Here is a 22,244-nt window from a genome sequence, read left to right as displayed (position 1 = left end):
TTCTCACCAGTGGAGCACTCCCATGTCCTCACGTCTCGCCGCCACCGCGGCCGGACTGTCCCTCGCGGTCGCGGCATTCCTCGCGTTCGCCGCCCCCGCCCTCGCGGACGGCGCCGCGGGTGGAACGTCCTACCGGTGGGTCGGCAACAGCCTCGACGACGCCGCCGACAACCACTCCTGGACCGACGGGCGGAACTGGTCGCCGACCGGCGTCCCCGGCAACGGCGACTCCGTCCGCGTCGAGGGCCCGCAGGACGCGTGCACCGCGCACGTCGACCACGTCCCGTCCGTGACCCTGAGTTCGCTCGAGGTCGTGCCGGGCCGCAGCTCGTTCGGCGACCCGTGCGGAACCTCGATCGCCGGCGGACCGGTGACGGTCACCGGATCGTTCCTGTGGTCGGGCGGCACCATCGACAGCGACGTGACTCTCGCGGCGAGCGCGACCGGAGCAATCGCCGACGCCCCCGTCGGGCTCCACCAGTACCGGAACATCACGGTGCAGGGCTCGTTGGACGTGTCGGGTACGGCGGTCGACAAGAACGGTGACGGCGTCGTCGACACCTCGTGGACCATCGAGCCCGGCCGGCGGTTGACGGTCGCCACCGGTGGCACGCTGACCACCCGCGGTGCCAACGACTTCAGCTACTACAGCTGCTGCGTCACCCCGGGCCGTGTCGTGAACAACGGCACCATCCGGGTCGACGGTGGCGCCACCGTGATCGACCACCTCGCCTTCGACCAGAAGGGACGCGTCGTCGTCGGCGCGGGCAGCGCCCTCGTCTCGCACGGGGGTGTGGCAACCGCCGCGTCGGGATCGACGTGGAGCGGCGCCGGGCAGTACCGACTGCGCAGCACCGTCGAGTCGCACTTCACCGGCACGCAGAAGCTGTCGGACGGCTTCCAGCTGAACCTCGGAACGAGCGGGTCCGACCTCGCCGGGTCGCAGTTCGGCGGCACGTTCTCCGTCACCGGCAACGGCACGCTCGGCTGGTACGGCGGCACGCTGCAGGCAGGCCTCACGATCGGCAAGGGCACCGACTTCGCGGTGACCGGCGTCGCCTCGGGCAACAACAAGCGCCTGCTGCTCGGGCGGGACTACACGCCCGGCGGCAGCAAGTCGGTGTCGGTCGTCAACCACGGCACGACCTTCATCGGCAACGGCGCCGCTCTGGACACGCGGGACCTGACGAGGTTCGTGAACGCCTCCGACGGCGTGCTCGAGCTCGGCCCGGGCGCGCGGCTCGACTCGCAGGTCTGCTGCGTCTCGCCGGACTCGATCACCAACCAGGGCACGCTGCGGCTGACGCAGGCCACCTTCGCGGCCGCTGCCGTGCGTCCGGTCGTGCTGCGCAACATCTCCTTCCGCAACACCGGCCGCCTCGAACTGCCTGCCGGACGTGAACTGCAGGTGCTCGGCGGCGCCCCGGCCACCCTCGGCCGGTCGACGACCGTCGGCTCCGGACGACTCGTCCTGGACACGCCGACGATCGTCTCCGGCGGCACCACGCTCGCGAACCGTCCGAGCATCGGGCTGAACAACACCACGCTCGACCTGCGCGGCACGACCTCGGTGCGCGGTTACGTGCTCTTCACCGGCGGCACCGTCGTGAACCGCGACGTGCTGACGATCTCGAGCAACTCGGCCACGCGGTTCTCGACCACCGGCAACTTCACCCAGGTCGCCGGCGCCACCACCGTGCTCGACGCCGGACCCCGCGGCATCGACGTGATCGCGGTGAGCAGGAAGGCCTCGATCGCCGGCACCGTGACCGTGCGCAACGCCAGCAAGTGGGCGCCCGCGAACGGCAAGCGGCTGAGGACCGTGAGCGCGCTCGGCGGGCTCAGCTGGGCGGGCAAGGTCGTGACCGTGCGCGGGTGGGTCGCCCCCCGGGTCAACCACTGGGTGCCGTCGAAGACGCGCACCCTCCTGACCCTGGTCGCCCGCGCCGGCTGAGTCGCCGCGCGGACGTCAGGAACCGCCGCGCCGTGTCCTTCCCCGGGGCACGGCGCGGCGTCGTCGTGAGCACGATCAGTCCCGGGCGAGGAACTCCAGTTCGCCCAGTGCGACGAGCCGGCCCGGGCCCGGCCGGTTCACCGAGTCGACGGTGAGGCGCACGGCGGTCACGTCGTCCTCGGCGATGTCGAGCTCCTGACCTCCCGGCTTGTCGTCCAGCGTGAACGTCCTGGTCAGCGGCCCCTTGTCCTTGCGGACGAGGGTCACCGTGATCCTCTTCGGACTCGACTGTCGCAGGTAGGGCTTCAGGTCACCGGCGGCGCCGTTGAACACCCGCAGGATCACGAGGCGGAACGGGGACTCGAACCGGGCCTCGACGCTCTGTCCGACGGCTCGGCCTCGGGGGGCCCAGAACTGGTTGGTGGCCCCGTCGCGCAGCTCGGACGCGGTGTGACCGCGCGCCGAGCTGGACGCCGACAGCGCGACCGGCTCGACCGTCTTGGTGCCCTGCACGCGGTCGAGCACCTTGTCGTACAGCGGCAGCCAGTAGCTGCGGGTGAACACGGCCGCCAGAACGAGCGCGAGGATCACGCCGAGCGGCAGCACGCCTCGCGGGCGGCGGCGCTTGCGGCGGCGTTTCTGCCGGGTGCCGGCGACGGGATCAGCCTTCGGGGAGCGCGAGAACAACCGTCGCCACCACGGGGGTCTCGCGGCGATGGGCGCGTCGGCGAGGTCGGTGCCGCAGCGGCGGCAGAACTTGCGGGTGGGGACGTTGCCCGCGCCGCAGGTACCGCAGATCTGCTCGCCCGGCGCCGGCGGACGGTCGAGCGGCGGCACCTCGCGACGGCGCGGTGCGCGCGGCGCGGCCGCTCCCGGGCGGACGGCCGCCACCCCGGGCGGCTCGGACTGCCCCTGCGCCGACGGGGGTCGGGCGGACGGGTCTGCGGCGGGCACGGCCGGGGGGTGAGCGGGCGGTGTCGCCGTGGGCTGCGCCGCCCGCCGCGGTGGCGCCGCCGGAGCCGGTGCCGGCTGCGGTGGCTGCAGCGTCGGGAGCACGGCGGGTGTTGCGTGACGGGCCGCCGGCTGTGCCTCGGCCGGGGCCGGCGGCGCCTGGGCTGCCGTCGGGGCAGGCGCAGGGGTCTGCGGGTCCGCCGCAGGTGCCGGCGACGGCGAGCCCGCCGCGGCGGACGGCGCGGCGGGGTGGGCGTCGGCGGACGGTGTGGGCGACCAGCTGCCCAGCTCTCCCGGGGCGCCGGACGGTGCGGGTCCGGGTCGCACGTCCGGTGTCGGAGGCGAGGCCGTGGGCGGGGCGTCGTCCTTGCCGTTCTCGCCGATGCCGACGGCGTCCTTGACGCGCTGCAGCAACCCGGGGCCGGCGGCAGCGGGTTCGGGTTCGGCAGCCGGCGCCGCGGTGGGTTCAGGTTCCGGACCGACTCGCTCGCCCTCCCATTCGAGGTACGAGCCGCACTCACCGCAGAACGACTCCCCCTCGTCGTTCTGCGTGCCGCACACGGTGCAGACGATCACGGGACCACCTCGACGGTCGGGACGACATGGGCGGGTACGAGGGCGGCGACGGCGGCGGCGACCCGTCGCCGGTCGACCGACGCGCCGTCGGCGGCGGTGACACGCACCCGGACGGTCGCCGAGGCGTCGCCGGGCAGCGCGGTGCCGCTGACCTGCGACCACCGGGCGCCGCCGCTCTCGGTGATCTCGACGTCCGCGCCACCGGTGACCAGCGCGACCGCCTGCGCCAGGGCGGCCACCGTGCCGTCCTGGCGGAACAGCTCGACCGCGCCGGCGACCAGGTCACGGCGCACCTCGGGAGGCGTGGCGTCGCCGAGCTCGACCCCCACCCAGCCGGCGAGCCAGCGGACGAAATCGTCCGGTGCCAGGTGCGGGTCGACGTATGCGGCGAGGTCGTCGAGGGTCGCGAGCACCGGAGCGAACGCGGTGTCGAACGCCGAGACGAAGCGCATCGCGAACGGGTCGTCCTGCATCACCGCGGGCAGCCGCTGCCCGAGCGGCGCGGACGACTCGAGGTCGTCGACCATGCCCCGCGTGCTGGTCACTCGCCGCTCACCACCCGGACGCGGTGCTCGAAGCTGAACACCAGCGCGTGCTTGTCGAGCGGGACGCGTTGCGCGGGTTCGCCGCGCTTGCTCGTGATCGGGTCGGCGGCGAACAGCTTGACGTCGTCGACGATCTCGACGCCGGGCACACCCTGCAGCACCGCGTAGATCTCGCCGACGTGCACGGCCCGTCCGAACGGCCAGCCGGTGCCGTCCCGTCCGCCGGTGAGCGGGTCGGCGTGGCGGTAGAGCGCCTGGACCGCCGCCTCCTGCACGGCGGTGGTGTCGGCGTTGCGGCGCGCGGTGAGCTGGGCGACCACGGTGACGCCCTGGTAGAACGGCGGCTCGACGAGCAACCGCGCACCGATGGCCCGGCGCTCGTCCAGGTACTCGGTGATGCGCCCGAGCACCTCTTCGCTGGGCACGAGGTCCTCGAAGCGCAGCCGGCCGTTGCCGTCCGGGGCGGCGGACGGGACGACCAGCAGCCGCAGCCCGCCCGCATCGGCGCCGTCGCCCGCGGGCACGGCGCGCACCCGGGCGACGTCCGGGGCGATCTCGCGGGCCAGGTACTCGTAGTCGGCGGCGGTGATGGCGCGGTCGCGGGTGCGCAGCTGCAACGGTCCCCGCACCTTCGCCTGCTCGACGGTCTCCCCCGCGATGCCGCCGACGGCTGGACGGCGGTTCTGCACCCGGTCGACGAACGGGATGGGGGTGCGCAGCACCCGCAGCATGCCCGCCGACAGGTTGCCCGCGGTGCCGCCGCCGGTGCGGTAGTGCCGTACGCGCAGCGGCGCCGCCTTCGGGGGCACGGCACCGTAGTGGCGCAGCGACCCGTCCGGCTCGCGGACGGCCGGACCGAAGCGCACCTCGCCGGTGGTGCGGTCGACGGACACGACGTGGTCGTCCGGCCCGCTCTGCGCGAACGTGGTGACCTCGCGCCACACGTCCCAGCCGCTGCCCGCCGCCACCTCGACCTCGAAGCGGCCGTCGCCGCCGACGACGGGCGTGCGGGACAGGAAGAACGACTGCCCGGGCACCCCCTCGCTGATGCCGAGGATCTCGTCGCGCACCGTCTCGGCGTGCACCGCGGTGGTGGTGCCGCCGATGGTGAACGCGCTGACGCTGCGGACGGTCGGCGACGCGCTGTAGAAGGGGAACCCCGGCTCGGCCTCGACCACGCGGCAGCGCAGCCAGCCGGCGCGCGTGCCCTCGACCAGGGACGTGACGTGCCCGCCGGGCACGTGGACGACGACGTCGCCCGCCCGGTTGAGGCCACCGGTGTCGTCGCGGTCGAGGTCGCAGGCGAGCCACGCCGAGCCGTCCCACGCCTCCCACACCAGCGGGGGGTACTTCGGGTCGACGCCGACGCCCTGCACCGAGCAGTCGAACCGCAGCGTCACCGCGCAGTGCGGCGCGGCCTCGTCGAGGCCCAGCAGCAGCACGTCGCCCGGTTGCGGACGTCCGGTGAAGCACGAGAACGGCTCACCGCCGACGATCGCCTCGGGGCGCGGGTAGACGGCCTGGTCGACGGGTTGGTTCGCCACGTGCTGCAGGCTGCGCGGCGGGACGACGAGCTCGCGACTCGTCTCGAAGACGACCGCCTCCTCCTGCTCCGTCCGCAGCGTCGACACCGGGGTGCCCACCGCGACCGTGACCGGTTCGGGCTGCGGCGCCGACAGCCAGAACGTCACCGCCGCGCTCGAGGCCGTCGGCGGGAACAGGCGCGTGCCGATCAGTTCGAGGAACGTGACGTACAGCCGGTCGGGCACCCGGTTGAGCCGGTACAGCAGCTGGTCGGTCATGAACGCGAACGTCTCGATGAGCGTGACGCCGGGGTCGGACACGTTGTGGTCCGTCCACTCCGGACAGCGCTGCTGCACCATGCGCTTCGCGTCGTCGACGAGGTCCTGGAAGCGGCGGTCGTCCAGGTTGGGGGCGGGCAGCGCCATCAGACCACCTCTTCGTGCGGGGGGATCACGTAGAACGGGAACACGAGGTTGCGCGGGTCGTTGGTGCCGCGCACCGCGTACTCGATGTCGATGTAGAGCGTGCCGGCGTCGACCGCGTCGAAGCGGACGGTGACACCGGTGAGGGTGATGCGCGGTTCCCATCTCTCGAGCGCGACCCGGACGGCGTAGGCGATGTCGCCGGCGGTGCCGGCGTCGGCGGGGGCGAAGACGTAGTCGTGCACCGCGCACCCGAACTCGGGCCGCATCGGCCGCTCGCCCGGCGCGGTCGCGAGGATCAGCCGGATGCTCTCCTCGATCTCGCGCTCGGCGCTGACCAGAGCGATGCGTCCGGTCGCGTCGGTGCGCATCGGGAACGCCCATCCGGTGCCGATGAACTCCTGACCCACTGTTCCTGCCTTTATCGCGTAGATGCTCTAATTGATGTTGACCATGGAGCCGCGGACCGTCGTCGGGCCGCTGCTGGACAGTTCAGCCGTTCCGCTGCCGGCCACCTTCACGGTGGCGCCGTTGAGTTCCGCGCTGGTGTTGGCGGTGATCTTCACCGTCGACCCGGACAGTTCGAGCGCGTTCGTGGCGCTGAGGTTGATCTGCGAGGCGTCGAGCTTGACGGTGCCGCTGGTGGCGGTGACGGTGGCGTCCTTCGAGGTCGTCACGTTCACCGGGCCGCTCGCGGTGATCTCGATCTTCTGGTCGCCCTCCTGGGTGAGGGTGACGCGCTGGCCGTCGTTCGTCTCGAGCTGCAGCCGTGTCTCGCTCGACGACTCGAACAGCTCGACGTACATGCCGGTACGGCCGACGAGGGCCCGGCGCTGCACCTGCCCGCTGCTGTCCACGTACCCGGACCAGCCATGCTGCGGTTTGTCGTGGCCGTTGTAGACGCCGCCGAGCACGTACGGCTCGTCGACGTGACCCATACCGAAGGCGACGAGCACCTCGTCGCCCACCTCGGGCAACCAGGTGACGCCGCGATCGGCTCCGGAACCGAGCTGCAGCACACGCGCCCAGCCCGACTCGAACCGGTCGGACAGCACCGGCACCGTCACCTTGACCCGACCGAGGTCCTCGGTGTCGTTGAGGTCGGTCACGATCGCCTGCAGCACGCCCGAGGTGAGCGGTGCGGACGTGCTGCCCGCAGCCCCGGTGTTCAGGCCGTAGAGCGAGCGGTCCGACTGATTGCTGACGCTGAACGACGTGCGGTACCCCGTGTCGGGCGAGAACTCGTGGCGCGCGGCGCTGAGGGTGTACTTGCCGTCGAACTGGGTGCCGAGCCCGACGAGGCTGACCGCGGTACCCGCGCGCAGCTCGGGGTTGCCGGTGACCACACCGTCGAGCTCGGCGAAGGTGCCGCTCAACCGCTCGGAGATCGCGTCCGCCCGCGCCTGCGCCTGGCCCGCGGCGACGAGCCGGGAGTCGGGTTCGACCCAGGACGGGCTGTCGAACGTCGCCGCGAAGGTGGTCGGGCTGGCGCCGTCCAGGGTGGCACTGCGGGTGCGGGCCTGCGCGGTGCCGACGACCACCTGCTTGACCTGCGGGTCCCAGCCGCGCACCTCGACCTCGGGCACCTGCTCGGCGCTGGTGACCGTGGCGCGCACGGTCTGCAGGTTCTTGCCGAACTCGATGACCTGCGGGGTGCGGTCGGCGTCGGTGCTGCCGGGCGCGTCCGCGGCGTCCTGCGGGTCGCGCAGCGAGAGCTTGCCGCCGTCGACGACGAGTTCGGCACCGATGTCGCGGGCGAGGTTCTGCAGGAAGTCCCAGTCGTTCAGCGCGGGCTGCGACACGTGTGGCAGGACCGTGCCGCGGCTCGTCAGCTCACCGACCTGCAGGCCCGCACGCTGGGCGACCTGCCGCACGATGTCCGACGGCATCATGTTGACGTACGCCTCGGCGCGGCGGCCGCGGAACAGCCGGTGCGAGACGTCCAGGCCGCGCACCGCGAGGTGCTTGCCCGACGAATCGACCTCGGTCTCGAGCGTCGTGACCTCGCCGGTGAGCAGTTCCTTCGGCGGCTCGGCGTTGGTGGCCTGGACGCTCACCTTCACCGTCGCGCCGATACGGAAGCCACCCTTGTCGACGACCGTCCCGTAGTCGTCCGAGAAGTGCAGGACGAACAGATCGGGCACGGTGCTGCTCGTGTCGACGAACCCGCCCGCGAGCAGGCCGGAGACGTCGGCGGGCAGCGGGCTGCCCTCGACCTCGACGAGCAGCTGGTACGCGGGCGCGTTAGTGGGCACGGGCGGCCGGCTTCGTCAGGTCGGTCAGCGCGGGCAGCATCAACCGCGTGCCCGGCAGCAGCCGGGTCGGGTCGTCGATGTCGTTGGCCTCGGCGACCGCCCGCCACAGCGCGGCGTTGCCGTACTCCCTGTAGGCGATCCCTGCGAGGCTGTCGCCCTCGACGGCGGTGTGCACCCGCTGCGCGGTGAGCGCGCCCGAGGTCGGGTTCTGGCCGGACGGCGAACCGGCGAGCTCCTCGAGCGTCGCGGTGACCGTCGCCCGGATCGGGGTGCCGCCCGCGGTGAACAGCGTGTACTTCACCGCCACGCTGCTGACGTACGCGAGGAACCCGGTCAGCCCGCCCCACCGGAACAGCACCCAGGGCGGCGACCCCTTCTTCTGCTGGAACGACGCCTCGGTCGGTACGCAGCACGCGAACAGCTGCTCGACCGCCTTGACGACGCTGTCGTCCTGCTTGGCCGACGCGTCGAAGAACATCTCCAGGGTCAGCTTCGACGGCTGCGGACCGTTGTACTGCGGGGGTCCGCTCTTGTCGTTGCCGCGGCCGCTCGCGCGGGTCCACTGCGCGGCCTTGGTGACGCTGAGCTCCTTGGGGTTGAACTGGAAGTCGATGCGGCCGAGCTGCGCCCCGGGTGTCGACATCGAACCGTCGGCGGACGGCTCGTGCAGCTGCAGGTAGGCGTGCTCGAGCTTGGGCTGGCCACCGGCGCCGCCGGTGGCGGGGGCGCTGAATCCGAGCGGGCTGCCCATGTCAGCCCCCCGACGGGACGAAGCCGTGGTGCGCGATCTCGATGGTCTCGGTGAGCACCTTGGGCGAGTCGGGTGACAGCGACGGGCCGGTCCAGCGGACGGGGACGACGTCGAGCAGTCCCCACTGCGCGACCAGCTGGCCGTCCGCCGTCTTCGCCTCGATGGTCGCGGTCTTGCGCTCGTACCCGGTCGCCATGGTCGCGAACCAGTCGGCGATCTTGGACGTGTCCTTGCCGAGCGGACGGGTCAGCTTGACGTTCGGGTACTTCAGCCGGGTCGGCAGCTGCCACACGAACCCGTTGTTGCCGCCCTCGTCGCGCGTCTCCATCACCACTTCGGCGCCGAGCCCGTCGCACGAGCTGAACGCCCCCAGCTCGACGTCGTCGAGCTTGACGACGAAGGTCACCGAGACGGCGGTGTCGACGTCCTGCAGTACGGCCATCGTTGGGTTCTCCTACCTACCTCGCGTCCGAGCGGACGCCACGACGTTCCCGGTCCATGAGCAGTTCGGCGCGGATGCGGCGGGTGAGCGGCTCGACGAGCTGCTTGGCGAGCTGGTCCAGCTGGGCGGGGCTCTGCCCGGCGGCGCCCGCGGCCCCGGCGGCCCCCGCGACGGCCGACGCCGCCCCCGACACCGCTCCCGTCACCGTTCCCGTCACCGCGGACGCGGCCGCGCCGACCCCGTCGGCGATCGGGGCGGCCACCCCGGACACCGCGTCCCCGGCTCCACCGAGCAGAGCGGACGGGTCCGGCAGCGACGGTGTCGCCGGCAGGGACGGGCCGGCCGGGACGCCCGGCACCGTCGGCATCGCGGGCATGCCCGGCAGCTGCGGGACCTCGGGCAGCGCGGGCACGCCCTGCGGGAGCGCGGGCATGCCGGGCAGCTGCGGCATCCCCTGCGGGGGCGACGGCATGCCGGGGAGTCCGGGCAGACCCGGGACCTGCGGCATGCCCTGTGGAAGCCGGGGCATCCCCTGCGGCATCGACGGCATCGTCGGCATCGACGGCAGGTCCGGAAGCTCGGGCGCCGAGGGCAGCTCGGGCATCGCAGGCATGCCCTGGGGCGGTTGCGGCATGCCCTGCGGAAGCGACGGCAGCTCGGGCAGCGAGGGTGGCGCGAGGTCGCCGAGCGAGAAGCGCTGCACGGCACGGGCAGGCGGGGCAGCTGCGCCCGGCGTGTCGACGACCCGGGTGGGCGTGATGCGGTCGCCGCCGGGTGCGCGGGCGGGCGGGACGTCGACGGGAAGCCAGCTGATGCGTTGCACCGGGGCCGTGGCGGGTGCGCCGGCCCGGGGGGCGGGCGCGTGACCCGACGGGGCCGAGCCGGCGGTGCGCGGCACCGCGGGAGCGGTGGCCGACGTCGCGGCGTCGACCTGCGGGACGAGGGGATGGCTGGCGAGCAGGCCGGTCGTGCGCAACGGGGCCGGGTCGACCGGGCTCGGGGCGGCGGACGCGGCGGACACGGTGGGTGCGGGAGCGTCGCGATCGGGCCCGGTGGCCGAGTGCGACGCGGCCGGCGCCGAGGCGCCGGTGGCGCGCTGCACCGGGGTGGCCGCGGCCGGGCGCGCGACCGGCAGGGCGGGTGGCGGCGCCGGCGTGGCCGGTGCGGACGAGGCCGCCGCGGACGAGGGCGAGGGGACGTCCGGGACGGGCGGGGCCGTGCCGGCGCGGTCGGACAGCACCGGTACGTCCTCCGGCGCCGGCGTCACCGCGACGTCGGGCGTCGAGTCGGTAGGAACATCCGATCCACTGGGCGGGGTGCTGACCGCGCGCTGCAGCGGCAGCGACGACAGCGGTTCGCCGAGACCGAGTCTGCGGGACCGCTCGGCGGGCGCGACCAGCGGGGCGGCCGCGGACACCGGGGCGGGTGTCGCCGCCGGCGCGGCCGCCGTGGGCGGGGTCGCGAGCGGCGCGGCCGGGGGCGGCGCCGGGGACGCGGGCGGGCTGGGACGTACCGGGATCGGCACCTCCGTCGCCCCGCCGTTGTCGACGCCGACCCGGACGTCCGGGCGCTCGGCGCCGACCGTCGGCACGCTGCGCTGGACGGGCATCGCCGGCGCAGCCGGCGTTGCAGCCGCCTGTGGGGTCGCCGGCGTCGCCGGGGTCCGCGTCGCGGCAGGGGCGGCGGGTCGCGCGGGACCGACGGGCAGGTCCGCCGTAGGCGGCGCGGCGGGCGGGTCGGGCGTCGCGTCCGCACTGTCGGACGCACTGTCGGACGCACTGGCGGACGCGGGTTCGGGGACGGGAGTGGGCACGACCGTGACGGGCATCGTCCAGCGCGGGGCGTCGGCGGCGGAGGTGAGCGTCGGCGCCGACCGCGCCCGCTGCACCGGCTTCACCGGCGGGGCGGCGGGCGGCGGGGGCAGCGGCAGTCCGGTGTGCGGCGCGTGCGGCACGGGCGCGCCCGTCCCGACGCCACCTCCGTCGGCGTCGACGACACCGGCGGGCGCGTCGGCACTGACGGCGTGGCTCATCCGTCCGGTGAACGAGGGATCGCCCCACGCCCGCAGGGTGTGCGGGAAGACCGTCGGCTGAGTCAGCGACGGCGCCGTGCCGATCGTCCGCTGCAGGGGCGGAACGTACGCCCAGCCCGCCTCGCGGGTCGGCCCGGCGTCCGGTGCCGCGGCCGGCGGCGACACGGGCGCCGCCGTCGGGGACGACGCGTGACTGCGTCGGGAAAACCAACCCACTTCGCGTCAGCGCTCCTCGGACAGTCGGGTGTTGATGTCCGCGATCTCGCGGACGTACTGCAGCCGCTGCGCGTGCTCGAGATCGAGGATGTCGTCCAGCGACCAGTGGAAGTGGTAGGCGACGTACGCGACCTCGCGGTGGATGCGCGCGGGCGCGTACGTCACGATTCCCCCAGGCGCCCACCCCCTAGCTCGATGGTGAAGCGGTGCGAGCAGTCGGGGCAGGTGACGGCGGCGCGGGTGTGACCCTCGGCGTTGATGCGGCGGTAGAAGTCCTGCAGGAACGCGACGTCCGAGGCGAACATGTTCTCGATGTGGTTCGACGAGATGCTCGTGAGCGTGCCGAGCGAGGTGATCACGCGGCTGAGCAGCACGACGGTGGTGAAGGCCGGGTTCTCCTGCACGCGCGCGTCGTAGAGCGGCAGCAGTTCGTCCCGGGCGGTGGCGAGGCGCATCGTGCCGCGCCGGTGCGTGACCCCGTCGCCGTCGACGAACCCGCGCGGGAGTTCGAAGTCGAACTCGGTGCGCAGCGTCTCGCGCTCCTCCCGCGGCATCGGTTCCGGCGCCGCGGCCTGCGGCGGGCCGGGTGGTTCGGCGAGCGCCTGTCCTCGGTTGCGCTGCATCAGGAGACGTTGGACTCGTCGTAGCAGATGACGAACTTCTCCGTCGCCTGTTCGGTGGCGCCCGCCTTGAGGCCGCTGACCTCGATGCTGCGCACCCAGCAGTTGGTGAAGTTGTACGTCTTGATGGGGGCGCCGGCGTAGTCGAGCATCTCGACGGACGCCGTCTTCCGGGCTCCCGCGAGGTCGCCCTGGGCGACCTGCTTGAGCCAGTCGCTGACGGTCTTCGAGTCGGTGAGCCCGCGGGTCACGGTGATCTCGCCCGGCTTCGGCCGTCCGATGACCTGACGGGCGACGTACTTGCCGTCCTCGGTCTGCTGCTTGAGGTCGATCTTGTCGACTTCGCTCTTCAGGCCCGACACCTCGATCACCTTGGGGATCGCGATGCCGTCGATCTTGACGATGAAGGCGTAGGCCGGTGACGAGTCGAGCGCGTCGGGCAGTGCCATGGGTCTGTGCTCCTCGGGATCGGGGGTCGGTTACTCGTTGACCAGGCTGGTGCCGCCCGAGAACTGGGCGAGCTGGAAGATGACGAACTCGGCCGGCTTCACCGGCGCGACGCCCACCTGGCACACGACCTGGCCGGCGTCGATGCCCTCGGCCGGGTTGGTCTCGCTGTCGCACTTCACGTAGAACGCCTCGTCCGGCGTCAGGCCGAACAGTGCGCCCTTGCGCCATTCGTTGACGAGGAACGCCGCGATCGTGCGACGGATGCGCGACCACAGCGCGTAGTCGTTGGGCTCGAACACGACCCACTGCGTGCCGTTGAGGATCGACTCCTCGAGGTAGTTGAACAGCCGGCGGACGTTGAGGTAGCGCCACGCCGGGTCGCTCGACAGCGTCCGCGCACCCCACACCCGCACGCCGCGGCCGGGGAAGCTGCGGATGCAGTTGATGCCCACCGGGTTGAGCAGGTCGTGCTCGGCCTTGGTCAACTGCGTCTGCAGCGTGATCGCGCCACGGACGACCTCGTTGGCCGGTGCCTTGTGCACGCCGCGGGTGTCGTCGTTGCGGGCCCAGATGCCCGCCATGTGACCGGACGGCGGCACGAACTTGTTGGTGCCGGTCGCCGGGTCGAGCACCTTCACGTACGGCCAGTAGAGCGTGGCGTACTTGCTGTCGTAGCCGGCCTCGTTGACGCGCCAGTCCTTGATCTGCTGCGGCGACAGGGCCGGCGGCGGGTCGAGGATGGCCATGCGGTCGCCCATCAGCTCGCAGTGCGCGATGACCGCGAGCTGCACCGCCTTGAACGTCTCCATGTCGATGGCGCCCTGCTCGTACGCGGCGACGAGGTCCGGGACGGCGACCATCGTCACCTCGTCCACCGCCTCGAGGCCGCTGAAGCCGGTCCGGTCGGCGGCGTCACCGACGTAGTCGTTCGCGGAGAGCTGGTCGGGCGACGGTCCCTCGGGCTCGGCGGGCGGCTCGACCAGCTCGGTGACGCCCTTGTCGGGCTTGGCGAGCGCGCTGCCCGAGGTGAGCTCCTCGAGGTTGATCAGCTTCGATTCGGTATTGACCTTCTCGACGACGTTGTTGTCGCCGCGCTTCGCCGTGACGTGGTCGTAGGTCTCGGCCGCCTTGCCGTCGACGTTCACCACGAGCTTGAAGAGGTCCTCGGGCTGGTTCTCGCCCGACGGGTCCTGGATGTCGACGGTGACCTTCTTGCTGCGGGTCGGCGCGTTCGGCTTCGCCGTGACGCGGAAGCCGCCGACCTGCGCCTGCGCGGGCGGCGCGATCGACTTCGGCACCGAGCGCCGGCCGTTGCCGTTCTCCCCCGCCGACGGATCGCCGATGCGGACGACGAAGCAGTTGCCGCCACCGTTCAGGAAGTAGCCGTACACCGCGTGGGCGAGGTAGGTGTCGGGGACGAAGTCGCCGAACTTCTCGGTGAACTGCGTCCAGTTGGACACGAGCGTCGGCTCGTTGAGCGGGCCCTTCTCGGCCAGTCCGACGAACGCGGCGACCGCGGTGCCGACACCCTCGATGGGACGCGACCCGGCCTCCACCTCCTCGACGTAGACACCGGGCGACAGATACGTCGGCATGCAAACCCTCCAGGGAGCTTCGGCGAAGCGTGATCGGCGTGAGTCACTCTCGGGTGTCGCGCGGGTGTGGGAAACGGCTCGAAGGCCCCGACACGGGGTGGAAACCGCTGCACGTAAGGGCAATCGATGTTGGCCCGTTCATGCGGACGGTCTCCCGCCCGCGCCGCGCGGCGGCGCGCGTCAGCCGCCGGTGTCCGGCCGGACGTCGCGGCGGTGCTGTTCGTACGCGGCGCGAACGGTGTCGAGGTCGTCCGCCGAGCCGGCCCAGGCCGTCCGCAGCTCATCGAACCGCGGGGCGAAGACCGCGTCCGCGCCGTCGCGTCCGACCAGGTCGCCGAGCGTCGCGCACCCCACCGCGAGCGCCTCGTACGCGGCGAGGCGGTCGCCTCGCAGGTCGGCCAGCTCGGCGAGCGCGACGCTCGCCGCGACATAGGTGGTGGGCGCGACGGCGTCCAGCGCGTGCTGCCGGGCGCGCCCGGCAGCGGCCGCCGCCTCGTCGGGCCGGCCGCGCTCGAGGGCGACGGCGACGTCGAGCAGGTCGAGCTCGCCCGCGAGGGCCGGTTCGTCGCGGACGGCCTGCCGCGCCTCGTCGACGGCAGCGTCGGCGCCGTCGACGCCGCCCTGGTGCAGCGCCGTCGCCCGCTCGACCAGCGCCCGCGCGGCGGCGGTCCGGTCGCCCGCGTCGCGCCACGACCGCGCCGCCTCGGCGAGGTCGGCACCGGCGCCGCGCACGTCGCCCTCCTGAGCACGGAGCCCGGCGCGCCGTCGCAGCAGCGCCGCGGTGGTGCGTGCCGATCCCACGCTCGAGCGTCCGGCCGTCGCGATCGCCGTGTCGAGAGCGCGGCGAGCCTCGGCCGGACGCCCGAGCGCGGCCGCCACCTCGACCTGTTCGGCCGCGGCGGCGAGGGACGCTGCGGTGTCGTCCCCCGCCAGCCGGAGCGCCGTCGCTGCTTCCTGTTCGGCCGCGGCGAGGTCGCCGGTGAGACGCAGGCACGACGCGAGGGCGGCGCGGCAGCGGGACTCCTCGAGGCGGCGGCGGGTGCGGTGGTTGCGGTCGGCGGCGTCCCGCAACTGCCCGATCGCCTCGGCGAACCTGCCCTCACGGACGAGGCGGGACGCGAGCGCGACCAGTTGATCGGCAACGGGCGGCGCCGTCCCGTCCGACCGGCCGGTCACCCGCCGCCGCGGACGGTCACGGTGTACCCCCGCGCCTCGTACTTCTGCTTCGTCTGCTCGATGGCGGCGGTGCGGGCCGCCTTGTGCTCCGCCGCCCAGCTCTGCAGCTGCGCGGCCAGGGTGTCGGCCCGGGCATGCTGCTGCGCCTTGGCCTGCTGCAGCTTGCCGCCGTGGGCGGCCGCCTGTGCCGCCTTCGCCTGGCGCTGCGCGGCGGCGGCGTCGGCGTCCGCGGCGATCTTCGACGCCGTCTGCGACTGCTGCTGGAACTCCTGTCCGGCGCCCTGCGACTTCGTGCGGGCGTCGACGAGCTGCTGCTGCTCGCCCTGCCACGCCATGATCTGCCCCGGCCCCTGCGCGGCGGTCTTCGTCATCTGGGCGCCGACGCGGGCGAGCGCGCTCTCGAAGCTGCGGGCCTCGGCGTCCATCCTGTGGAACTTGGCGCCGACGTCGCCCGGCACCATCTCGGCGAAGTGCAGGAAGCCGCGGAAGGCGGTCAACGGCGTCCGCAAGGTGGCGAGGCCGGCGGCCCGTTCGGGATAGCTCGCGACCTTGCCGTGCGCGTCGTTCTGCTGGCCCTGCGCCTGCTGGTTGGTCTGCTCCTTCGCCGACGCCTCGGCACCGGTCGCGCCGGCCTTCTGCCCGCCCTGATCGGCGGCCTGCCGGGCCTGGCCGGCGGCCTGGCTCAGCGCCTGCGCCTGCTGACCCTGGTCCTGGTGCTTCGCCTTCGCCGCCTCGACCTGCGCGGTCTCGGCGTCGATACGCGCGATGTCGGCGTGGATCGCGGCGATCTGCTCGGGCGTGCCCGGCGGGTTCTTGTACCGCGGGTCGACCATCTCGGCGCCCGCCCCCGTCGCCGGGTCGATCGCGATCTCGGGACGGCGTTCCCCGGCGGCGGCGGCGTCCCTCGACACCGAGGCCTTGAGGTCGTTGCCCAGCGACGGGGTGCCGCCGGACCCGCTGCCCGGTCCGACGCCGCCGGGTCCCTGCGGCGCGATGCCGGGGATGGTCGGCGTCCGGCCGGGGACCAGCGGCCCCAGGCCGGGGTTGGTCGGCGTGCGGACGGGCGGGTTGGCCTGCGGCGCGACGCCCGGGAGCGTGGGGGTGCGCCCGGGAGCGAGCCCGGGCATCGTGGGCATCCGCCGCTGCGTGTCCGGGACGGGTTCGACGGCCGGCATGGACTGCGTGGGCGCGGATCCGGCGAGCTCCTGTGGCGTCATCGTGCGTCCCCACGGGTTCGCGCCGCCGGTCGCGTCCGCCGGTGCCACCACCCGCGCGTCGGGCGACGTGTTCGGGGTCGCGCCCGCGGCCTCGCTCGGCACCATGGTCTTCGCGTACGGGTTGAGCCCCTCCCGCGCTCCGCCGGCCGGGACGACCTGCTCGCGGGGGGCGACCGCGGGCATCGCCTCCGTCGGCGCGAGCGCGGCCGGCATCGCCTCCGTCGGCGCGAGCGCGGCCGGCATCGCCTCCGTCGGCGCGAGCGCGGCCGGCATCGCCTCCGTCGGCGCGAGCGCGGGGGTGGGCGGTTCGAACGAGCCGACCGGACCGCTGCGGAAGTCCGCGGGCTGCGGTCCCGGCACCTGGCTGGGGTCGACGGCGGTCATCTGCTGGACGTTGTTGTTGCGGGCGGGCGGTTCGAACGACCCGACCGGGCCGCTGCGGAAGTCGGCCGGCTGCGGTCCCGGCACCTGGCTCGGGTCGACGGCGGTCATCTGTTGGACGGGGTTGCGCTGGCCGGGCAACGGTCCTTCGGGCGCGGCCATGGCGGGGGCCTCGACGGTCGGCGCCGTGCCCAGTCCCCCGTTGGCAGGAGCCTCGACCGTGTACGCCTTCGGCGACTGACCCGGAGCCGGACCCACCTCCGTCGGCGCCGACCCGAACGCCGGACCCACCTCGGTCGGCGCCGACCCGAACGCCGGACCCGCCTCGGTCGGCGCGGTACCCAGACCCCCCTTGGCGGGCGCCTCGACCGTGTACGCCTTCGGCGACTGACCCGGAGCCGGACCCACCTCCGTCGGCGCCGAGCCGAACGCCGGACCCACCTCCGTCGGCGCCGACCCGAACGCCGGACCCGCCTCGGTCGGCGCGGTACCCAGACCCCCCTTGGCGGGCGCCTCGACCGTGTACGCCTTCGGCGACTGACCCGGAGCCGGACCCACCTCCGTCGGCGCCGAGCCGAACGCCGGACCCACCTCCGTCGGCGCCGACCCGAACGCCGGACCCACCTCCGTCGGAGCCGACCCGAACGCCGGACCCACCTCGGTCGGAGCCGACCCGAACGCCGGACCCACCTCGGTCGGCGCAGTGCCGAACGCCGGACCCACCTCGGTCGGAGCCGTCCCGAACGCCGGACCCACCTCCGTGGGCGCGGTGCCGAACGACGGGCCCACCTCCGTCGGCGCGGTCGGGTGAGCCCCTCCGCCGCCCCCCGGCGGCTCGAAGGCGACGCTCGTCGGCTCGACGCCACCGCGGGCGGACCCGCCCGGCTTGGTGGGCGCGTTGCCGTGCTCCTCACCCTGCGCGCCGCCCTCGCCGGCCGCCATGATGCCCATGACCGCGAGGCCGCCGAGCTGTCCGCCCATGATCTTGGTGGCGTTCTGCACCTGCTGGCCCTGCGCCGCGACCGAGCGCGGGTCGGCCTGGCTCTTGAACGCGTGCAACGCCCGGAACATGGCGACGACCGGCTGGAACGTCGCCTGGATGAGGCCGTTCACGATGCCCGCCGCCATGAGGGTGACGCCCGCGATTGTGGTGATGAGAGCGGCGAGCGGGGTGGCGGCGCCCAGGGTCGCAACGGTGATGATCCACATCGCGATCGCGATCGCACCGGCGATGCCACCGATCACGTTCAGCACGTTGACCATCAGGTCGAGGATGGTCAGCACGCCGGCGATGTCGTTGGCGAGTTCCTCGTAGATGTCGGCGCCGGTGCCCATGGCCTTGATCGAGGCCGCAGTGGTGTCCCAGTTCTCGATGATCCCGTGCAGCGCCATGACGCCGCCTATCACGAGACCGACGCCCGGGATCGGGATGGCCTCCTCGAGCAGCTTGATGCCGAGCCCCATCGCGAGGCCGGTGAGCAGGCTGTCACCGAAACCCTCGACGAGCCCGCCGCCGGCCATGTCGGCGAGATACGCGGCCCGCTCGTCCGATCCGGCCGCGCCGACGCGCGCCCCCGCCGTCGCCCAGCTCTGGTGCTCGGCCAGCTCGTGGTCGATGGACGCACCGCCCGGGGTCGGACCATCGCTGCCGGCGGCCGGACCGGCCGCTGCCGCTCCGGCGGCCCTCCCGGCGCCGCCGCCCTGTGCTCCGGATCGTGCGGCGCCGGGCGCACCTCCGGCGGCCCGCGCCCCGGCGTGACCGGCCGCCGCCTGACCGGCTGCCGCACCGGCGGCGAGCCCCGCCGCGGCGGAACTGCCCGCCCCCCGGGACGCCGCGGCGCCCCCGGCAGCACCGCCTGGGGCGCCCCCGCCAGCACCGCCGGCCGGTCCGGACGCGCCACGTCCGGACGCCTCCGCCGCCACGCCCTTCGCCGCCGCGTCGGCAGCCCCGCCCGCGGCAGCCGCGTCGGCCGCTCCTCCGGACGCGCCGCCCTTGTCACCGAGCAACCCCGCGATGCCGGGCGCAGCGCCGGCCAGCAGGCCGCCCACACCCCCGATGCCCGCGGTGGCGCCCATGCCGGCGGTGGCGATACCCGCCGCGACGGCGCCGGCGTCCTTGGCGAGCCCGGGAACGTTGCCACCGAGCGAGCCGAGCAACGACCCGGTGCCCTCGTTGCCGAGCAGGCGCTGCAGGCTGCCCGTGCCCCGTGAGCCCGCGTCCTTTCCCGACGCCGGCCCGGACATCGACTTCGTCGCCGCCGCCGCCCGCTCCATCAGTTCGGACGACGACCCCGCGGGCGTCCGCGCGCTCATGCCGTCACCTCGGCGGTGTGGCTGAAGTGCCGTCCGAACTCGCTCTCGACGACCAGGCGGCCGAGCTTGCGGTGCTCCTGCGCGGCGGCGCGGACGAGGTGCCGCATGGCGATCGGACCGCCGGTGTCAGCGGCGAGGTACGCCGCCGTCACGCAGATGTTGCGGATGCTGCCGCCCGACAGCTCGAAGGACGACGCCATGAAGTCGAGGTCCAGGTCGGGGTCCACGGGCGCGTCCGGAGCGAGCGAGATCTGCCAGATCGTGCGCCGCTCGGCCGGCTCGGGCAGCCGGAACTGCGCGGTGACGTCGATGCGCCGCGCGAACGCCTCGTCGAGGTTGGCGCTCAGGTTCGTGGCGAGCACGGCGATGCCGTCGAAGCGTTCGAGCCGCTGCAGCAGGTACGCGACCTCGACGTTGGCGTAGCGGTCGCGCGCGTCCTTCACCTCGGAACGTTTGCCGAACAGGGCGTCGGCCTCGTCGAAGAACAGCAGGCCGTTGACGTCGGCGGCGGCGTCGAAGATGCGGTCGAGGTTCTTCTCGGTCTCGCCGATGTACTTGTCGACCACCGTCGCGAGGTTGACGACGTAGAGGTCGACGCCGAGCTCGCCGGCGATGACCTCGGCGGCCAGGGTCTTGCCCGTGCCCGGCGGCCCGCCGAAGAGGGCGAGGGTGCCCAGCCTGCGGGTGCCGACGCCGAAACCCCACCGGCGCTGCACGAGCTCCTTGTGACGGGCCCGGTTCACGACCGAGCGCACCGAGTTGGCGACCGTCGTGGGCAGCACGAGCTGCTCCCAGGTGGCGGCCGGCGTGATGCGCGTCGACAGCGCGTCCAGGGACACGGAGTTCAGCTGCCGGGCCGCCGCCTCGAGGTCGGCCAGGCCGAGCGGACGGCCCTCGGCCGCCGCCTCGCGCTGCGCGGCGTGCACGGTGCGGACGATCTGCAGCGGACGCATCCGCAGGCGGGCGACGGCGGCGACGTCCGCCTCGCCGACCGCGGTGGCGTCGCCGAGTGTCGCGCGCACGAGTTCGGCCCGTTCGGCCTCGGTCGTGACCGGCGCCTCGAGCGAGAAGGGCACCGACCGTGCCCAATCCGGGTCCCAGGTGCGGGCGCCGCACAGGAACACCGACGTCGGCGACTCCACGAGCCGGCGCAGCGCGGCCGGGTCGTCGACGGCGAGCCTGTCGGCCTTCTCGACGACGAGCCCGGACCCGGTCAGGCCCGCCTCCCGCACGACGGCCGGTACGAGCGCGACGGCCGAGCCGGACGCTGCCGTCCGTCCGGCCGCGAGGTCGAGCGCGAGCGTCCGCAACCCGACGTCGGCGAGGGCGGCGGCCGCGACGGACGGCCCGCTGGTGCCGGCCGCCTCGCGGACGTAGAACACGGACGTGCCCGACCGCAATGCCGCCGCGGCGCGGTCGGCCACGGGGCCGGGCAGCGGGACGGACGGCACGAGCAGCGGTTCGACGACGCGGTCGACGACCTCGTGACCGATCAGGTGCGCCGTGACCCGGTCGGGTACGCGCAGGGTGCGGCCCAGGGCGGGCCCGTCCGCCCCGTCGATCTCGAGCAGGCCGGTGGCCACGAGCGCTCCGGCGGGGTCGAGCGCGGCGCGGGCGGCGGCGTCGAGCGGGTCGCGTCCGGCCAGCTCGAGCGCGAGGCCGACGCTGACCCGCCGCCGCGTCAGGTCGTCGTGCAGGTAGGCGTAGAGCAGTTCGAAGCGCGGGTCGAGGTCGGGCGCGAGCGCGACGAGCAGCAGGTCGACGGCCACCGCGTCGAGCGCGAAGACGCGCTGCAGGCGACGCAGCCGCGTGACCGACCCGTCCGCCTCGGCTCCGTCGACGGCTGCCTCGACGGCCGCCGCGGGATCGTGCCCGCCCTCCGTTGCACCGCCCGGATCGGCGAGCAGCGCGTCGATCTGGGCGTCGGAGAGGAACGCGCCGCGGAACCGGTCGTCGGCGAGCGGACGGCGGGCCCGCCGCTGGGCTATCACCGTGGCGACACGCCCTTCGAGGGCCTCGAGACGCGCCCGCAGGTGGGCCAGGGACGCGTCCAGCGTGTCCGCCGGGTCGAGCAGCTCGCCGGGCGTCGCGGTCGACGTCACTGGTCGGCGTCCCGCAGCTCGTCGTGCTCGTGGTCGTGGATCGTCGCGCGCTGCACGGCCGGGCTGTCGTCCTCGATGCGTTGCACGGACTGCGTCGGCGCCGCGGGCGCCGAGGCGGTCGGGGTCGACGCTTCGGACATGACGCGGTCGGCGTTGGCGACGGCGTCGCGCTCGTGCCGGTCGCCGGGATCGCTGACCGCGACACCGAGACCGGCGTCGGTGCCCTCGACCGGCCCGGTGCGCTGCTGCACGACGTGGGTGAGCTCGTGGGCCAGCATGTGCCGCCCGGCGGCCGACTGCGGGTCGTAGTTGCCGTGCGCGAAGACGATGTCGTTGCCGGTCGTGTACGCCTGTGCGTCGACCGAGGAGGCGGACGCGTGCGCGGACGCGTCCGTGTGCACCCGCACGTCGGAGAAGTCGGTGCCGAAACGGTGCTCCATGTCGCCGCGGACGTCGGCCGACAGCGGCGACCCGCCGGACGGGATCTCGAAACCGTTGTCCAGCAGCGCACCGGTCGCCGCGTTGCCGACCGAGCGCTGCAGCCGGAGCAGGTCATGTGGTGCGAGGGCGTCGCCGCGTCCGGCACCGGCGGCGGCGAGCGCGGCCGCCGGCGGGCGGTCGGCACCGGGGACGTGGTCACCGGGCGGACGCGCGGGGTTGCCGGCCGCCGGGGCGACGTCGAGCACCCCGTCGGACCCGCCGCCCTGCCGCGATCGCATCGC

The 22,244-nt window shown here is 74.0% G+C and carries 17 protein-coding genes; 1 reads left to right on the top strand and 16 read right to left on the bottom strand.

The window, feature by feature from the left end; translation table 11 throughout:
- Positions 1 to 22 precede the first annotated feature (22 nt).
- Positions 23 to 1,954: a hypothetical protein gene (locus ACYVP9_RS19990; protein ID WP_460606715.1), complete on the top strand. Its 1,932-nt coding sequence runs from the start codon at positions 23 to 25 to the stop codon at positions 1,952 to 1,954.
- 75 nt (positions 1,955 to 2,029) lie between these two features.
- Here ACYVP9_RS19990 and ACYVP9_RS19985 read toward each other — a convergent pair whose 3' ends face one another.
- From ACYVP9_RS19985 to ACYVP9_RS19910, 16 genes are all read right to left on the bottom strand, one after another.
- Positions 2,030 to 3,481, bottom strand: coding sequence for a zinc ribbon domain-containing protein (locus ACYVP9_RS19985; protein ID WP_460606714.1), 1,452 nt, complete (start codon positions 3,479 to 3,481; stop codon positions 2,030 to 2,032).
- A complete protein-coding gene (locus tag ACYVP9_RS19980; RefSeq protein WP_460606713.1) occupies positions 3,478 to 4,026 on the bottom strand; it encodes a phage tail protein in 549 nt (182 codons plus the stop codon). Before ACYVP9_RS19980 ends, ACYVP9_RS19985 begins: the two co-directional genes overlap by 4 nt.
- Positions 4,023 to 5,975: a baseplate J/gp47 family protein gene (locus tag ACYVP9_RS19975; protein ID WP_460606712.1), complete on the bottom strand. Its 1,953-nt coding sequence runs from the start codon at positions 5,973 to 5,975 to the stop codon at positions 4,023 to 4,025. Before ACYVP9_RS19975 ends, ACYVP9_RS19980 begins: the two co-directional genes overlap by 4 nt.
- Positions 5,975 to 6,382: a GPW/gp25 family protein gene (locus ACYVP9_RS19970; protein WP_460606711.1), complete on the bottom strand. Its 408-nt coding sequence runs from the start codon at positions 6,380 to 6,382 to the stop codon at positions 5,975 to 5,977. Before ACYVP9_RS19970 ends, ACYVP9_RS19975 begins: the two co-directional genes overlap by 1 nt.
- A gap of 27 nt (positions 6,383 to 6,409) precedes the next feature.
- Positions 6,410 to 8,227 (bottom strand): VgrG-related protein, encoded by a 1,818-nt coding sequence (locus tag ACYVP9_RS19965; protein ID WP_460606710.1) that lies wholly within the window; start codon positions 8,225 to 8,227, stop codon positions 6,410 to 6,412.
- The gene (locus ACYVP9_RS19960; RefSeq protein WP_460606709.1) at positions 8,217 to 8,978 is read right to left on the bottom strand and encodes a CIS tube protein; all 762 of its coding nucleotides are present in this window, start codon (positions 8,976 to 8,978) and stop codon (positions 8,217 to 8,219) included. The genes ACYVP9_RS19965 and ACYVP9_RS19960 overlap by 11 nt, the downstream gene beginning before the upstream one ends.
- Position 8,979: 1 nt before the next feature.
- Complete coding sequence (locus ACYVP9_RS19955; protein ID WP_460606708.1) at positions 8,980 to 9,420, bottom strand: phage tail protein; 441 nt, start codon at positions 9,418 to 9,420, stop codon at positions 8,980 to 8,982.
- Positions 9,421 to 9,436: 16 nt separating this feature from the next.
- Entirely contained in the window at positions 9,437 to 11,617 is a 2,181-nt protein-coding gene (locus ACYVP9_RS19950) for a hypothetical protein (protein ID WP_460606707.1), read from the bottom strand.
- A 57-nt stretch (positions 11,618 to 11,674) separates the two neighbouring features.
- Positions 11,675 to 11,833, bottom strand: coding sequence for a DUF6760 family protein (locus tag ACYVP9_RS19945; protein ID WP_460606706.1), 159 nt, complete (start codon positions 11,831 to 11,833; stop codon positions 11,675 to 11,677).
- The gene (locus ACYVP9_RS19940) at positions 11,830 to 12,291 is read right to left on the bottom strand and encodes a hypothetical protein (RefSeq protein WP_460606705.1); all 462 of its coding nucleotides are present in this window, start codon (positions 12,289 to 12,291) and stop codon (positions 11,830 to 11,832) included. The genes ACYVP9_RS19945 and ACYVP9_RS19940 overlap by 4 nt, the downstream gene beginning before the upstream one ends.
- Positions 12,291 to 12,737, bottom strand: coding sequence for a phage tail protein (locus ACYVP9_RS19935; protein ID WP_460606704.1), 447 nt, complete (start codon positions 12,735 to 12,737; stop codon positions 12,291 to 12,293). The genes ACYVP9_RS19940 and ACYVP9_RS19935 overlap by 1 nt, the downstream gene beginning before the upstream one ends.
- Before the next feature lie 30 nt (positions 12,738 to 12,767).
- Positions 12,768 to 14,333, bottom strand: a complete 1,566-nt coding sequence (locus ACYVP9_RS19930; RefSeq protein WP_460606703.1) for a phage tail sheath family protein — start codon at positions 14,331 to 14,333, stop codon at positions 12,768 to 12,770.
- A gap of 180 nt (positions 14,334 to 14,513) precedes the next feature.
- Entirely contained in the window at positions 14,514 to 15,509 is a 996-nt protein-coding gene (locus ACYVP9_RS19925) for a hypothetical protein (RefSeq protein ID WP_460606702.1), read from the bottom strand.
- Positions 15,506 to 19,420 (bottom strand): hypothetical protein, encoded by a 3,915-nt coding sequence (locus tag ACYVP9_RS19920; RefSeq protein ID WP_460606701.1) that lies wholly within the window; start codon positions 19,418 to 19,420, stop codon positions 15,506 to 15,508. The genes ACYVP9_RS19925 and ACYVP9_RS19920 overlap by 4 nt, the downstream gene beginning before the upstream one ends.
- Positions 19,417 to 21,522, bottom strand: a complete 2,106-nt coding sequence (locus ACYVP9_RS19915; RefSeq protein ID WP_460606700.1) for an ATP-binding protein — start codon at positions 21,520 to 21,522, stop codon at positions 19,417 to 19,419. Before ACYVP9_RS19915 ends, ACYVP9_RS19920 begins: the two co-directional genes overlap by 4 nt.
- Positions 21,519 to 22,241 (bottom strand): eCIS core domain-containing protein, encoded by a 723-nt coding sequence (locus tag ACYVP9_RS19910; RefSeq protein ID WP_460606699.1) that lies wholly within the window; start codon positions 22,239 to 22,241, stop codon positions 21,519 to 21,521. The genes ACYVP9_RS19915 and ACYVP9_RS19910 overlap by 4 nt, the downstream gene beginning before the upstream one ends.
- Positions 22,242 to 22,244: the final 3 nt, after the last annotated feature.

This window comes from Jatrophihabitans fulvus (assembly GCF_054781375.1).
Note: the sequence above shows the minus strand (reverse complement) of the source record. Positions and strands in the feature narration are given on the sequence as shown.

Bases quoted from the DNA above. Each gene is read 5' to 3' on its own strand.
- ACYVP9_RS19990 (WP_460606715.1), top strand. From the start codon at position 23: ATGTCCTCACGTCTCGCCGCCACCGCGGCCGGACTGTCCCTCGCGGTC.
- ACYVP9_RS19975 (WP_460606712.1), bottom strand. From the start codon at position 5,975: ATGGCGCTGCCCGCCCCCAACCTGGACGACCGCCGCTTCCAGGACCTC.
- ACYVP9_RS19960 (WP_460606709.1), bottom strand. From the start codon at position 8,978: ATGGGCAGCCCGCTCGGATTCAGCGCCCCCGCCACCGGCGGCGCCGGT.
- ACYVP9_RS19955 (WP_460606708.1), bottom strand. From the start codon at position 9,420: ATGGCCGTACTGCAGGACGTCGACACCGCCGTCTCGGTGACCTTCGTC.
- ACYVP9_RS19940 (WP_460606705.1), bottom strand. From the start codon at position 12,291: ATGCAGCGCAACCGAGGACAGGCGCTCGCCGAACCACCCGGCCCGCCG.
- ACYVP9_RS19935 (WP_460606704.1), bottom strand. From the start codon at position 12,737: ATGGCACTGCCCGACGCGCTCGACTCGTCACCGGCCTACGCCTTCATC.
- ACYVP9_RS19930 (WP_460606703.1), bottom strand. From the start codon at position 14,333: ATGCCGACGTATCTGTCGCCCGGTGTCTACGTCGAGGAGGTGGAGGCC.
- ACYVP9_RS19920 (WP_460606701.1), bottom strand. From the start codon at position 19,420: ATGAGCGCGCGGACGCCCGCGGGGTCGTCGTCCGAACTGATGGAGCGG.
- ACYVP9_RS19910 (WP_460606699.1), bottom strand. From the start codon at position 22,241: ATGCGATCGCGGCAGGGCGGCGGGTCCGACGGGGTGCTCGACGTCGCC.